This is a genomic window from Streptomyces sp. NPDC056600, from assembly GCF_042792855.1.
Lineage (GTDB): Bacteria > Actinomycetota > Actinomycetes > Streptomycetales > Streptomycetaceae > Streptomyces.
The window spans coordinates 128,306-142,074 of record NZ_JBHTVQ010000003.1 but is presented as its reverse complement, the minus strand read 5'-3'; the positions used below and the strand labels follow the sequence as shown (position 1 = coordinate 142,074).

The 13,769-nt window shown below is 71.7% G+C and carries 13 protein-coding genes and 1 tRNA gene; 5 read left to right on the top strand and 9 right to left on the bottom strand.

Annotated elements, in window-relative coordinates:
* Window positions 1-224 precede the first annotated feature (224 nt).
* The gene (locus ACFRAV_RS03020; protein WP_382551025.1) at window positions 225-977 is read left to right on the top strand and encodes an MBL fold metallo-hydrolase; all 753 of its coding nucleotides are present in this window, start codon (window positions 225-227) and stop codon (window positions 975-977) included.
* A gap of 31 nt (window positions 978-1,008) precedes the next feature.
* Here ACFRAV_RS03020 and ACFRAV_RS03015 read toward each other — a convergent pair whose 3' ends face one another.
* Window positions 1,009-1,407: a hypothetical protein gene (locus ACFRAV_RS03015; protein ID WP_382551023.1), complete on the bottom strand. Its 399-nt coding sequence runs from the start codon at window positions 1,405-1,407 to the stop codon at window positions 1,009-1,011.
* A gap of 105 nt (window positions 1,408-1,512) precedes the next feature.
* Window positions 1,513-2,244, bottom strand: coding sequence for a ribonuclease PH (rph, locus tag ACFRAV_RS03010; RefSeq protein ID WP_382551021.1), 732 nt, complete (start codon window positions 2,242-2,244; stop codon window positions 1,513-1,515).
* Between the two features lie 60 nt (window positions 2,245-2,304).
* On the opposite strand from rph, the gene rdgB reads away from it, so the two are divergent.
* Window positions 2,305-2,907 carry an RdgB/HAM1 family non-canonical purine NTP pyrophosphatase gene (gene rdgB, locus ACFRAV_RS03005; RefSeq protein WP_382551018.1) on the top strand — a complete coding sequence of 201 codons (603 nt, stop codon included), beginning with the start codon at window positions 2,305-2,307 and terminating at the stop codon, window positions 2,905-2,907.
* Window positions 2,908-2,964: 57 nt separating this feature from the next.
* On the opposite strand, the gene ACFRAV_RS03000 is transcribed toward rdgB, so the two are convergent.
* From ACFRAV_RS03000 to ACFRAV_RS02985, 4 genes are all read right to left on the bottom strand, one after another.
* Window positions 2,965-3,048: transfer RNA gene (locus ACFRAV_RS03000), tRNA-Leu, on the bottom strand.
* 9 nt (window positions 3,049-3,057) lie between these two features.
* On the bottom strand, window positions 3,058-3,738 hold the full coding sequence (locus ACFRAV_RS02995; RefSeq protein ID WP_382551015.1) for an HNH endonuclease: 681 nt from the start codon (window positions 3,736-3,738) through the stop codon (window positions 3,058-3,060).
* Window positions 3,735-4,382, bottom strand: coding sequence for an HNH endonuclease (locus ACFRAV_RS02990; RefSeq protein WP_382551013.1), 648 nt, complete (start codon window positions 4,380-4,382; stop codon window positions 3,735-3,737). The genes ACFRAV_RS02995 and ACFRAV_RS02990 overlap by 4 nt, the downstream gene beginning before the upstream one ends.
* 115 nt (window positions 4,383-4,497) lie before the next feature.
* Entirely contained in the window at window positions 4,498-5,814 is a 1,317-nt protein-coding gene (locus ACFRAV_RS02985) for an SGNH/GDSL hydrolase family protein (protein ID WP_382551011.1), read from the bottom strand.
* Between the two features lie 189 nt (window positions 5,815-6,003).
* On the opposite strand from ACFRAV_RS02985, the gene ACFRAV_RS02980 reads away from it, so the two are divergent.
* Together ACFRAV_RS02980 and ACFRAV_RS02975 are read left to right on the top strand one after the other, a co-directional pair.
* On the top strand, window positions 6,004-7,515 hold the full coding sequence (locus tag ACFRAV_RS02980; RefSeq protein WP_382551009.1) for a DUF445 domain-containing protein: 1,512 nt from the start codon (window positions 6,004-6,006) through the stop codon (window positions 7,513-7,515).
* Window positions 7,516-7,579: 64 nt separating this feature from the next.
* Window positions 7,580-9,073: an MFS transporter gene (locus ACFRAV_RS02975; protein WP_382551007.1), complete on the top strand. Its 1,494-nt coding sequence runs from the start codon at window positions 7,580-7,582 to the stop codon at window positions 9,071-9,073.
* A 287-nt stretch (window positions 9,074-9,360) separates the two neighbouring features.
* Here the strand turns inward: ACFRAV_RS02975 and ACFRAV_RS02970 are convergent, their stop codons facing one another.
* Entirely contained in the window at window positions 9,361-10,011 is a 651-nt protein-coding gene (locus ACFRAV_RS02970) for a DUF1707 domain-containing protein (protein ID WP_382551124.1), read from the bottom strand.
* A gap of 252 nt (window positions 10,012-10,263) precedes the next feature.
* On the opposite strand from ACFRAV_RS02970, the gene ACFRAV_RS02965 reads away from it, so the two are divergent.
* On the top strand, window positions 10,264-12,768 hold the full coding sequence (locus ACFRAV_RS02965) for a transglycosylase domain-containing protein (protein WP_382551004.1): 2,505 nt from the start codon (window positions 10,264-10,266) through the stop codon (window positions 12,766-12,768).
* A 185-nt stretch (window positions 12,769-12,953) separates the two neighbouring features.
* Here ACFRAV_RS02965 and ACFRAV_RS02960 read toward each other — a convergent pair whose 3' ends face one another.
* Window positions 12,954-13,256 (bottom strand): co-chaperone GroES, encoded by a 303-nt coding sequence (locus ACFRAV_RS02960; protein ID WP_351114281.1) that lies wholly within the window; start codon window positions 13,254-13,256, stop codon window positions 12,954-12,956.
* A 131-nt stretch (window positions 13,257-13,387) separates the two neighbouring features.
* Window positions 13,388-13,750 carry a DUF3618 domain-containing protein gene (locus ACFRAV_RS02955; RefSeq protein ID WP_351114214.1) on the bottom strand — a complete coding sequence of 121 codons (363 nt, stop codon included), beginning with the start codon at window positions 13,748-13,750 and terminating at the stop codon, window positions 13,388-13,390.
* Between the last annotated feature and the right edge of the window lie 19 nt (window positions 13,751-13,769).

Below are 13,769 nucleotides of genomic sequence, written 5' to 3'. Positions count from 1 at the left end.
CGGCCGGCACCCCTCCCCAGGGGCGCCGGCCGCCGTCGTGCGCCCCCACGCGCCCCATGTGCCCCACGACCAGCCGAACCGGTGACAAGGCAGGTGAGTTCCCCCACAACGGAGCCTCCGCGAGGAGCCACGGACGCCCCGGCGGCTTAGTCTCGACGGACCGCACGAGCCCCGTCGTCCCACCGCCGCCGCCCCACCGCCCGCCAACGGAGGTTCCCGCTCCCATGAAGCTCACCGTCGTCGGCTGCTCGGGGTCGTTCCCCTCCACGGAATCGGCCTGCTCGAGCTACCTCGTCGAGGCCGACGGCTTCCGGCTGCTCCTCGACATGGGCAACGGCGCCCTCGGCGAGCTGCAGCGACACATCGGCCTGTACGACCTGGACGCGATCTTCCTCAGCCACCTGCACGCCGACCACTGCATCGACATGTGCGCCTACTTCGTCGTCCGGTACTACCGGCCCGACGGCGGCCGCTGCGAACCCATCCCGGTCTTCGGCCCCGAAGGCACCGAGCACCACCTCACCACCGCGCACGCCGACACACCTTCGGCCAGCTCGATGAGCGAGGTCTTCGACTTCCACACCGTCAAGCCGGGCACCTTCGAGATCGGCCCCTTCACCGTCCACACCGAGCTGATGGCGCACCCCGTCGAGGCCTACGGCATCCGCATCGAGCACGACGGCAGGTCCCTCGCCTACTCCGGCGACACCGGCCCCTTCCCCGCGCTCGAGGACCTCGCCCGCGACACCGACCTCTTCCTCTGCGAAGCCGCCTTCGACGCCGACCGGGACCAGATTCCCGACCTGCACCTCAACGGCACCCAGGCCGGCGAGATCGCCGCCCGCGCCGGAGCCCGCAGGCTCGTCCTCACCCACATCGCGCCCTGGACCGACCCGCAGAGCAACCTCGACTGCGCGGTCGCCGCCTACCACGGCCCGGTCGAACTGGCCCGGGCCGGAGCGGTCTACGAGATCTGACCGCTCCCGCACCGGACGACCGGCGGCGACGTCAGGGCGAGCAGACCTTCGCCAGCTCGCCGGACGCCTCGGTGATCGGCGAGATGTCCGGCGTGACGTCACCCGACTCGACGGCCTTGCGTACCTCTTCGACCCCCGCCTGCAGATCGTCCACCGCCTTCGCGACGTCCGCGTCACCCGTCGAGTCGTCCAGCTCGCCCAGGTTCTGGTCGATGGCGGTCAGCGACTCCTCCAGCTGCGTCGGATCGTTGCCTGCCGTCTCCACCGCCTGCTGCAGTTCGGCCACACTGTCCGATATGGCCGCCGCCGTCCGCGCGCAGTCCACAGCTGTGGACAACGCGTCGCAACCGGTGGTCAGCAACGCGGCAGCCGCCACCGCGGCCACCACCGCCGGAACCCTCTTCGCGGCACGCGCCGCCGGAGCAGACATGGAAATCGGTCCTCCTGTCGTGGGGGGCCGACCGCACGACGGCCGCCGCACGTCCCCGGAAGGAAAGACGCACGGCGGCACGCCGGAGTTCCGAACCAAGAAACCCTAAAGAGTGGTTTCGAGCGCCACCCGCTGCGCCGTCGCCAGGTCACCGCATCCGGCCACCGCCAGGTCCAGCAACGCGTTCAGCTCCTCACGGGCGAACGGCTCCGCCTCCGCGGTGCCCTGCACCTCGACGAAACGCCCGTCCCCGGTGCACACCACGTTCATGTCCGTCTCGGCGCGCACGTCCTCCTCGTAACAGAGGTCCAGCAGCGGCACCCCGCCCACGATGCCCACCGACACCGCCGACACCGTCCCGGTCAGCGGCTGCCGCCCCGCCTTCACCAGCTTCTTGCCCTGCGCCCACGCCACCGCGTCCGCCAGCGCCACGTACGCACCCGTGATCGCCGCGGTACGCGTCCCGCCGTCGGCCTGCAGCACGTCGCAGTCCAGCACGATCGTGTTCTCGCCCAGCGCCTTGTAGTCGATCACCGCGCGCAGCGAACGGCCGATCAGCCGGCTGATCTCGTGCGTCCGCCCGCCGATCCGCCCACGTACCGACTCACGGTCCCCGCGCGTGTTCGTCGAACGCGGCAGCATCGAGTACTCGGCGGTGACCCAGCCCTCGCCGCTGCCCTTGCGCCAGCGCGGCACACCCTCGTTCACCGAGGCGGTGCAGAACACCTTCGTGTCACCGAAGGAGACGAGGACGGAGCCCTCCGCGTGCTTGCTCCACCCCCGCTCGATGGTCACCGGGCGGAGCTGGTCGGGGGTACGGCCGTCGATACGAGACATGTGCCCGAGCCTATCCGCCCCGCGACCGTGGCCCCGACGGCCGGCGGGATACTGGAACCCATGACCCGCATCGTCCTCGCCACCCGCAACGCCGGGAAGATCACCGAACTCCGCGCCATCCTCGCCGAGGCGGGCCTCACCCACGAACTCGTCGGCGCCGAGGAGTTCCCCGAGGTCCCCGACGTCAAGGAAACCGGCGTCACCTTCGCCGAGAACGCCCTCCTCAAGGCCCACGCCCTGGCCCGGGCCACCGGACTGCCCGCCGTCGCCGACGACTCCGGCCTCTGCGTCGACGTGCTGAACGGCGCGCCCGGCATCTTCTCCGCCCGCTGGGCCGGCCGCCACGGCGACGACCTCGCGAACCTGGAGCTGCTGCTGGCCCAGCTCTCCGACATCGCCGAGGAGCACCGGGGGGCGCACTTCGCCTGCGCCGCCGCGCTCGCCCTCCCGGACGGCACCGAACGCGTCGTCGAGGGCCGCCTCGAGGGCACCCTCCGCCTCGCCCCGGCGGGCACGGGCGGCTTCGGCTACGACCCGATCCTCCAGCCCTTGGGCGAGACCCGCACCTGCGCGGAGCTGACGGCGGCGGAGAAGAACGCGATCAGTCACCGGGGGAAGGCGTTCCGGGAGCTCGTCCCGGTGGTCCGGGAGCTGCTGGGTTGACGGGCCGCAAAACGGCCTGCGAATCCGTGTTACCTTCGATTCGCAGGCCGTTCAGTGTGCGGCCGGTGGGATTCGAACCCACACGGGCTTTCGCCCACTGGGACCTAAACCCAGCTCGGCTGCCAGTTACGACACGGCCGCATTCGCCTGTCATGGTACCCGCTGCCGCACAACCCGCCCTGGCCGGTTGTTGCGGCCACCTCTGCACCATGTCGCCGTCAACGTGTGGCAGTTCGGGCAGAGCAGCCGGAGGTTCTCCCGACGGTCGTCGCGCCAGTCCCCGTTGATGTGATCGACTTCCAGAGTCATGGGTCTGCCCTGCCACTCAGCCCCCGTGCCGCACCGGGCGCAGTTTTCGCGGACACCGATTTCCGCAAGGGCACGGCGCAGCATCGAGGTCCTCGTCCGGTACTCGCGGTCGTGGAACACGAGAACTTGTTCAGCTGTGAGCTGCGGATTCGTGCCCGCCCGGACTCGCTGGTGGCTCTGCCCGAGGAAGTGCGCAGTCGACAGTTCTGCCTCCTCGATCCACCCGGTCAGCCACCGGCGTGTGGTGGTATCGCTGGGCAGTTCCAGGTGGCGCAGCGCTTCTGCGTAGGAGATCGCTCGGGCCACCGCTGTGGCCAGGGCTGCTTCTCCGGGATGCACGGCCTTGCGGCGGCTGCCGAAATGGGTGATGTCGATGCCGAACGCGGCGAAGCGCTTTCTGAGGTGGGAAGCAAGTCCCCTGTAGGGCCGTACCCCTAGAAGTGCGATTGCTTCGTCCATGTTCGAGCAGCGCGAGGCGGCTTCGGTCAGCCGTTCTCGTGTGTATGCGATCCCGGGTGTCACTTTGCGGAGCTCCTTCGCTTGCCCCGCCCGCGGTAGGTGTCCGTCGTGGCGTGGCAGTTGGGGCAGAGGTAGCGAAGGTTGTGCAGCCGGTTGTCACGCCAGTCTCCGTTGACATGGTCGATTTCCAGCCTCAGCGGCTCTCCGTCCCATTCGCCGGGATTGCCGCAGTCGGAGCAGCGCTCCGGGATCTTGGCGGCGCTCATCGCATTGCGCAGTGTGGAGTTCCTGATCCTCCGCGCCGTCTCGGGCTCTTGCAGTACCAGCGGCCAATCCGGGTGCCGCTGCCGCGGCACTCGCGTACTGGGGTGCGAGGACCGGTCGAGGTGCGTGGTGTCGATGCCGTACAGGCACAGGCGGCGGCTGATGTGGGTGTGGTTGCCGCCCACCCGGTCGAGCCCAAGCCGTTGCAGGACCTCGGCCATGGTGCGCGACCCGGACACGGCGTCCTGCAGGACCTGCCTCGACCACTTCACCTCCCGCTCGAACCGCGAGGTGTCGATCCCCAGCCGCCGCATGCGCTGGCGCAGATAGTTCCGACTGCTGCCCCGCGTCTCCACCCCCAGTCGTTCCAGCGTTTCCGTCAGCGTCCGCGACGCCCCCGCCGCCTCCCGCAGGGCCTCGTCGCTGATCCTGGCCGTCGGCATGACCGTCTCCTCCGCTCAGGCCGCGCGCGCGTTCGCACGGCTCGCACGGATCAACGAACCGGTTATCGGACGGTTACGTCCGATGGGCGAACACCGGCGTGTCGCGGAGCGGCGGTCACAGGCTCGCCGTGCCGTTGGTCTCGAGGGCGGTGAGGTCGAAGGTCTGGGCCATGCGGCGGTAGCCGGCGTCGTTGAGGTGGAGGTGGTCGCCGCAGTCGTACTGCCCGGCGAGGCGGCGCGGGGCGTAGGGGTCGCGCAGGGCCTTGTCGAAGTCGACGACCGCGTCGAAGACGCCGCCGGCGCGGATCTCGGTGTTGACGGCCTGACGGGCCGTCTCGCGGACCCCGTCGTAGCCCAGGTGGCCCTCGAACGGCATCAGCGTGGCCCCGACGACCGGGATGCCCCGGGCGTGCGCGCGGGAGACCAGGGTGCGCAGCCCCTGGGTGATGGCGGCGGGGTCGGGGGTGCCGTCGGGGTCGCGGAGGATGTCGTTGATGCCGAGGACGACGACGATCGCCCTGGTGTTGGGGCGGGCGAGCGCGTCGCGCTGGAAGCGGTTGAGGCCGCTGGGGCTGTCGGCGGGGCGGCCGACGCCGTCGGTGAGGAGCTGGTTGCCGCTGAGGCCCGCGTTGGCGATGCCGTAGCGGTCGCCGAGGCGGCCGGCCAGCACGTCGGTCCAGCGGCGGTCGGCGTCGGGGGTGGAGGTGACGCCGTCGGTGAGGGAGTCGCCGATGACCACGATCGTGCCCCGGGCGTCCTTGTTGAGGACGTCGAGGGCGGTGACGTACCGCCAGAACGGGGAGCGGTCGGTGTAGGCGAGGCCCTGCGGGTCGAGGGCGTGGTCGCCGGTGGCCAGGTAGGAGGTCTGGCGGGCGTGCCGGTGGTAGGTGACCGGGCCGGCGGGGGTGGGGGAGTAGGTGGTGACGAGCAGGTCGGCGGCGGCGGGCACGCGCAGGGCGACGGCGTCGCTGACGACCTGGCCGCCGGGCGGGACGGTGACGGCACGGGCGCCGGAGAAGGTCAGCGGGCGCAGCGTCTCGGGGAGGGCTTCGGGGGTGTCGTCGTCGGCGGCGACGGCGACCGAGGCGGAGGTGATGTGCAGCGGCTGCTGTCCGTAGTGGTTGGAGAGGGTCACCCGGGCGGCGGTACCGCCGGCGCTGGTGTGGATGACGTTGCGGATGGAGCGTCCGGCGAGTCCGGTGAGTTCGGTGCGGGGCTCGGCGCCGGAGGGGACGGCGGCCCAGCTGCCGACCCAGGCGCCGGTGGAGGCGGGGGCGGCCGGTTTGTGGGGGGTGCGACCGGAGGGGAGGCTGGTGTCGCGTGCCTCGGTGCGGGGACTCGCCTCGCGTGCCGCGAGGTATATGCCGGTGCTGACGGCGATTATCAGGGCGGTGAAGGCCGCCAGCAGGGCGCAAGCGTGACGCCTGGTCATGCGGGGCACGACTCCTCGGGCTGTGGAACGACGGAACGGTCGGGACGGCGGGCGGTGCGGGTCATCCCCGGCGGCTTTCCGCGCGTCCTCGTGAACAGGACGTCGGGAACGTTTGTTCCGTTCCCGGAGTCGGTCAGAAGGGACGTTTCTTTCCTGACGGGGCATGCGATACAGGTGGACGGGCGACGAATGGGACAGAAGGACGAGAACGGCGGGTACCCCGCTGACACCGGTGACACCGCTGACACCGCTGACACCGCTGACACCGCCGGTACCGACGGCATCGGTACCGCCGACACCGGCGTCGTCGGCGTCGTCGGCGTCGGTGGCGACGGGAGCGGTGGCGGCGGGGGTGGGGACGCGGGGCCGGGGCAGGGCGAGCATGCCCGGCCGCCGGAGGGCGGCAATCGCGGCGTCCCCCGTTCGGCCGCACGCCCCATAGATGGTTTCACCCTCGCCGACGAGGAGCGTCAGCGGGGTGTCCGTCGGATGAAGGCGCTGGCCACCGGGCTGTTGCTGCTGGTGGCGGTGATCTACGCGCTGTTCACCTGGCTGGAGCACCAGGGCGCGGGGGCCTGGGCGGGTTATGTCGCGGCGGCGGCCGAGGCGGGCATGGTGGGCGCGCTGGCGGACTGGTTCGCGGTGACGGCGTTGTTCCGGCATCCGCTGGGGCTGCCCATTCCGCACACCGCGATCATCCCGACCAAGAAGGACCAGCTCGGGGAGTCCCTGGGTGAGTTCGTGGGGGAGAACTTCCTGTCCGCGGAGGTGGTGCGGACCCGGCTGCGCGCGGTGGGGATCGGCAACCGGCTGGGGACGTGGCTGGCGGAGCCGGAGCACGCCGACCGGGTGACGGCCGAACTGGCGACGGCGCTGCGCGGTGCGCTGACGGTGCTGAAGGACCGTGACGTGCAGGACGTGGTGGGAGAGGCGATCACCCGGCGGGCGGAGGCCGCCGAGGTGGCCCCGGTGCTGGGCAAGACGCTGGAGCGGGTGGTCGCGGACCACGGGCACCGGCGGACGGTGGACCTGGTGGTGGCCAGGGCGCACGACTGGCTGGAGCTGCACAGCGACCGCGTGATGAACGCGGTGCAGGGCGGTGCGCCGGGGTGGACGCCGCGGTTCGTGGACCGGAAGGTCGGCGAGCGGGTCTTCAAGGAGCTGCTGCGGTTCGTGACCGAGATGCGGGACATGCCGACGCATCCGGCGCGTGACGCGCTGGACCGGTTCCTCGTCGATTTCGCCTCCGACCTGCAGTCGGACACCGAGACGCGGGCGCGGGTGGAGCGGCTGAAGTCGGAGGTGCTGGACCGTGACGAGGTGCAGGACCTGATCGCCTCGGCCTGGTCGGCGGTGCGCCGGATGATGGTGGAGGCGTCGGAGGACGAGCAGAGCCGGCTGCGGCTGCGGGTGCGGGCGGCTCTGCTGTCGCTGGGCGCGCGGATGAAGGCGGACCGGCGGCTGCAGGAGAAGGTCGACCGCTGGGTGGAGGGTGCGGTGACCTATGTGGTCACCACCTATCGGAGTGAGATCACCGCGTTGATCACGGACACGGTGGCCGGCTGGGACGCGCGGCACACGACGCGGAAGATCGAGGCGCACATCGGCCGGGATCTTCAGTTCATCCGCATCAACGGCACGGTCGTCGGCTCGTTGGCCGGGCTGCTGATCCACACGGTTTCGCGCATGCTGGGGGCATAGCCGTAACGGGCGGGGCAACAGGGAGTGGGACCGCCGCTCGCTCGACGGAGAGGGAGACCACGCGATGGCAGTTTCCGCGACACCCGAGCCTTCGGAGATCCCGGAGGAGACAGGCACCGTCACGACGGCCGTTCCGGCGAGACTGGACCGGCTGCCGTGGTCCCGCTGGCACTGGATGATCGTCATCGGCCTCGGCACGGTGTGGATCCTGGACGGCCTCGAGGTGACGACGGTCGGCAACATCGCCGGCCGGCTGGCCGAGGAGGGCAGTGGACTGCCCATCAGTTCGGCCCAGGTCACCGGAATGGCGGCAGCGCTGTACGTGGCCGGCGCGTGTGCCGGCGCGTTGTTCTTCGGCTGGCTGACCGACCGGTTCGGCCGTAAGAAGCTGTTCATCACGACGCTCGCGGTGTATCTGGCGGCGACCGCCCTGACGGCTGTCTCGTTCGACGTGTGGTGGTTCTTCCTCTTCCGCTTCCTGACCGGTTTCGGCATCGGCGGCGAGTACGCGGCGATCAACTCCGCCATCGACGAGCTGATCCCGTCGGAGTACCGGGGCCGGGTCGACCTGATCATCAACGGCAGCTACTGGCTCGGCGCCATCGGCGGCGCGCTGCTGTCCATCGTGATGCTGGACACCGACATCTTCGCGGCCAACGTCGGCTGGCGGCTCACCTTCGCGCTCGGCGTGGTCCTGGGCCTGGTGATCCTGCTGGTGCGGCGAAACGTTCCGGAGAGTCCACGGTGGCAGTTCATCCACGGTCATGGCGAGGAGGCGGAGAAACTCGTCGCCGACGTCGAGCGGCAGGTGGAGGAGGAGAAGGGCCACAAGCTTCCGCCGCCGGCCGGTGAGATCACCATCCACCAGCGCAAGTCCATCGGTTTCGGTCTGATCGCGAAGACGGTGTTCACGAAGTACCCGCGGCGCACGGTGCTCGGCCTGGCCCTGTTCATCGGACAGGCGTTCCTCTACAACGCGATCACCTTCGGTTTCGGCGCGATCCTCACCAAGTTCTTCGACGTGCAGGTGGGTCACACCGGTTACTACTTCGCGGTGATCGCGGCCGGCAACTTCCTGGGCCCGCTGCTGCTCGGCAAGCTGTTCGACACGGTCGGCCGCCGGATCATGATCTCGTCGACGTACATCCTGTCGGGCCTGCTGCTGTTCGTCACGGCGTGGCTGTTCAGCCAGGAGGTGCTGACGGCGACGACGCTGACGGCGTGCTGGTGCGTGGTGCTGTTCTTCGCCTCGGCGGGTGCGAGCAGCGCGTACCTGACGGTGTCGGAGATCTTCCCGATGGAGACGCGGGCGATGGCGATCGCCTTCTTCTACGCGGTGGGCACGGCGGCGGGCGGTATCGCCGGTCCGCTGATCTTCGCGGACCTCACGGAGTCCGGGGTGATCGGGGAGACGGTGCTGGCCTTCCAGATCGGTGCGGGACTGATGTGCGCGGCGGGGCTCGTCGCGGTGTTCCTCGCGGTGAAGGCGGAGCGGCGGAGTCTGGAGGACATCGCCACGCCTCTCTCCGCCGTCAAGTCGCCCACCCCTGCTCCCTGACCCGCTCCCTCCTGCAGCGCTCCCCCTCCCTCCCGTAGCGCTCCCCCTCCCTCACGCAGCCGTGCCGCGGATCCTCTCGCGGCACGGCTGCGGCGCGTCGTGTCCGGGGGTGTCCGCCGCCGTCGACGATGGCGTTGCTCGGTGAGCGGGCGTGGTGGCCCGGGCGCCCCGCGGGCGGCGCGCTGCCGCAGGCGCCGGACCCGGACGGCACCCCTTGCGGGGCTCCGGCCGCGGCCTGATCCCGGGGCTCCCCTGCGGCGCGGGCGCACCGCAGGGGGCACGTGGTGTCAGGACGGGGGGAGCTGCCGCTTCCTTGCGCCCTTGGGGCGCTTGGTGCGGACGCCCACGCCGCCCCAGAAGGCGAAGCCGGTCACGACGACGCGGGGCGCGTCGGGGGAGTAGGAGCCGTCGTCGCCCCGCGCGTCGTGGTCGAAGCCGCCCATGAAGCCGGTGCCGCGCATCACGACCTCGACGCCCGGCGGGACGATGATCTCCACCCCGCCCATCAGGGCGACGCAGTTGATGACGATCTCGTGCCCCGCGAAGTACGCCTCGCGCAGGTCGATGACTCCGCCGCCCATCACGGCCACCGCGTCGAACCGCCGCGGCGCGACCCAGTGGCCCACCCGCTGGAAGCCGGCCATCACGGCGATCCCCCGGTCGGAGGAACCCCGGCCGCCGGTGATCCGCGACGACCAGTCCACCTCCGCCCCGGAGGCCCGGGCGGGCCGCTTCACCATGGAGACGGCCGGTCCGTCCGGCGCGGGCAGGTCCCGGGTGACCGGCTCCAGCTCCCCGTAGGTCTTCGCCGCGTACACGATGTCCAGCCGCTCCTGGAACTCGTCCATGTCGAGCCGGCCCTCGGCGAGGGCGTCGCGGAGCCGCTCGGCGACCCTCTCCCGGTCGGCGTCCCCGGCCCGCAGTTCGGGCAGCGGCACCTCCCGGCGCCCGCCCCGCGCTGCCTCGTCCCGCTCCACCCGTTCGTCCCGCTCGTTCGACGCGTCGGCCATGCCGCGCAGCATACGAGTTCGGGACGCCGCCGGTAACGCCGTCCCGGCGAGAGCGTGCGGGACGGGGTGACGCCGCCGCACCGACACAGCCCACTACTGCGGGCGCGTATCGGTCATACCGGTACATAGTGAGCACATGGTGTATCGGCGGAACGCGGAGGAACGGAGCCGGAGCACGCGATGAAGAACGACCGCAGGAAAAAGCCGGTGCAGGGCTGGCGGCATCCGGCAGCGTCCGCCGCCCCCTCGGGAGGCGAAGGGGGCGAGGCGGGCGCGGGGGGCGGGAGCGGTGACGCCCCGGGACCGGGCGCTCCCGGACCGGCCGCCCCGGGGACCGCCGCCTCCGGCCGCAAGGGCTGGCGCCGCGCGCTCCCCACCTGGCGCTCCGCCCTCCTCGGCATGGTCACCGTCATTCTGCTCTGCGCGGGCGCCCTGGCCGTCGGCTACCACCTGGTCAAGATCCCCCGCGCGAACGCCCTGGCCACCATGCAGAGCAACGTCTTCCTGTACGCGGACGGCTCGCGGCTGGCCCGCGACGGCGACGTCAACCGGGAGAGCGTCCGGCTGTCGCAGGTGTCGTCGGCCGCGCAGCACGCCGTGCTCGCCGCCGAGGACCGCGACTTCTACGACGGCTCCGGGGTGGACCCGCAGGCGATGGTCCGCGGCGCCTGGAACACCGTCACCGGCAAGGGCCGGCAGTCCGGTTCCACCATCACCCAGCAGTACGTCAAGAACTACTACCTGGGCCAGGAGCAGACGCTCACCCGCAAGGCCAAGGAGTTCTTCATCGCGATCAAGCTGGACCGGGAGAAGCCGAAGGACGACATCCTCGAGGGCTACCTGAACACCAGCTACTTCGGCCGCAACACCTACGGCATCCAGGCCGCCGCCCAGGCCTACTACGGCATCGACGCCGCGGAGCTGAACGCGGCGCAGGGCGCCTACCTGGCCGCGCTGCTGAACTCCCCGAACGCCTACGACGTCGACGCCTACCCGGAGAACCGGAAGAAGGCCCTGGTGCGCTGGCGGTACGTGCTGGACGGCATGGTCAAGGAGGGCTGGCTGACGCGGAAGCAGCGCGCCTCCCTGGAGTTCCCCGCCCCCCGGCCCAACCGGATCAACACCGCCCTGTCGGGCCAGCGCGGCTACGTCGTCAACGCCGTGAAGGCGTATCTGGCGGAGCACGACATCCTCGACGAGGCCGCGCTCGACGGCGGCGGCTACCGGATCTGGACCACGCTGCGCAAGCCGGCCCAGGACGCCCTGGTGGAGGCGGTCGAGGAGGAGGTCCTGGACAACCTGGAGCCGAAGGCCCGGGACGCCGACAGGAACGTGCGGGCCGGGGCCGCGGCGATCGAACCGCGCACGGGCAAGGTCGTCGCCATGTACGGCGGCACCGACTACCTGAAGCAGTACACCAACAACGCCACCCGCCGGGACTTCCAGGTGGGTTCGACGTTCAAGCCGTTCGTGCTGGCCGCCGCCCTCGAGCACCAGGCGCAGACCCACGACGGACGGCCCATCACCCCGCAGACCATGTACGACGGCACCAGCAAGCGGGCGGTCGAGGGCTGGCCGGGGGCCCGGTACACCCCGGAGAACGAGGACGGGAAGGACTACGGCGAGATCACCGTCAGCGAGGCCACAGACAAGTCGGTGAACGCGGTGTACGCCCAGATGGCGGTGGACGTGGGCCCCGACCGGGTGCACCGGACGGCGGTGCGGCTGGGTCTCCCGGAGCGCACCCCCGACCTGATCGCCTCCCCGTCGATGGCGCTCGGCACGGCCACCGCGAGCGTGCTGGACATGACGCAGGCCTACGCCACCCTGGCGGACCACGGGCGGCACCGGCCGTACACGCTGATCGAGAAGATCACCCGCAACGGGTCGCAGACGCTCTCGCTGCCGGAGCGCGACAGCTCGCAGGCGGTCAGCCGGGTCGCGGCGGACACCACGACGTCGGTGCTGCGGGGCGTGGTGTCCGGCGGCACCGCCACCGCCGCGCTGGCGGCGGGGCGGCCCGCGGCCGGCAAGACCGGCACGGCCGAGGAGGACACGGCGGCCTGGTTCGCCGGGTTCACGCCCGAACTGGCCGCGGTGGTATCGGTGATGGGCCAGGACCCGAAGACGGCCGCGCACAAGCCGCTGTACGGGGCGATGGGCCTCGGGCGGATCAACGGCGGCGGCGCGCCGGCCGAGGTGTGGGCGGCGTTCGTCAAGGACGCGATGAAGGGGCGCAAGGCGATCGCGTTCGACCTGCAGGTGCGCACCGGCAGTGGCGACCTGAAGCTGCCGTACGCCGTGCCGAGCGACGGCGCGTCGGCCTCGCCGTCGGGCGAGCCGTCGGAGGAGGGGGCGTTCGAGCCCGGGGACGACCCGGAGCAGGAGGGGTCCACCGAGGACGGTTCCTCCGAGGACGGTTCCTCCGCGGGCGGTTCCGTCGAGGGCGGTGAGGGCGGCGAGGGGCACGGCGTCGAGGGGGCGGGCGGCCCCGACGCCGGGCCGGCACCCGGCGCGGCCGTGCTGCCGTCGCCCGGTCACGGGCCGCAGCCGGGGGAGTCCGCCTCGGTCGACGGCGTCCCCGTCGACGGCCGGCCGCCGGGGAGGCCCGCGCCGTGGCCCGGCACAGGGCCCTACCCTCCGCCGCACGGGCAGTACCCGTGGCCGCCGCGGTTCATGCCCTGAGCCGGCGCCCCGGCGGGACGGCAACCGCCCCGCCGGGACAGGGAGAAGGGGGCGGACCCCGGGCGCGGTCCGGCCCCAGAGGGGGTCGCGGGTGTGGCGAGATGTATAGGCCCCGGGTGTACAACCAGCCCGCGGGGGCGGCCCGGGGGGCGCGCCCCCCCCCCCTTCGGGTGTCGCGGGTGTGCCTAGAGGTAGAGGCCCGTGGTGTCCTCCGTGCCCTCGAAGCGGTCCGCGGCGACCGCGTGCAGGTCGCGCTCCCGCATGAGGACGTAGGTCATGCCCCGGACCTCGACCTCGGCCCGGTCCTCCGGGTCGTACAGGACGCGGTCCCCCGTCTCGACGGTGCGGACGTTCTGCCCGACCGCGACGACCTCCGCCCACGCGAGGCGCCGGCCGACCGCCGCCGTCGCGGGGATCAGGATGCCGCCGCCCGAGCGGCGCTCACCCTCCGACGTGTCCTGACGCACCAGCACGCGGTCGTGCAGCATCCGGATCGGAAGCTTGTCGTGCTCGGTGTCGCTCACAGTTCTGTTGACGCTCACGGTCCGAACCTACCTGGCCCGGGCCCCTCGCCGTCCGAGCGGGTGCCGTCGTGCGGGGGTCGTTGTGCGGGGGCCGCTCAGCGACGGCGCCGGCAGCGCCTGCCGCGCGAGCCGCCGGAGCTCCGGGTGCCGCTGAGCACCAGCAGGCCGACCACGCCGACCGCCACCAGCGCCACCGGCACGATCCGGTTCATCCGCGGCGAGCCCTCCTCGTCGACGAAACGTCCCCGCACCTCGGTCATCGTCCGGTTGACGCTCACGTAGGCCCGTCCGAGGGTCTGGTCGACCTGGCTGCGCGCCTTGGCCTTGGCGTCGTCCACCATCGTCCTGGGGTGCATCCGCACCCCGATCTCCTCGAGCGTCTCCGCCAGCTGAGCGCGACGGCGCTCGATGTCCGCCTTGATCTGCGCCGGTGTCCTGGTGTCCGGGCTGTCCGCCACCGTGCCGCCTCCGTGATCG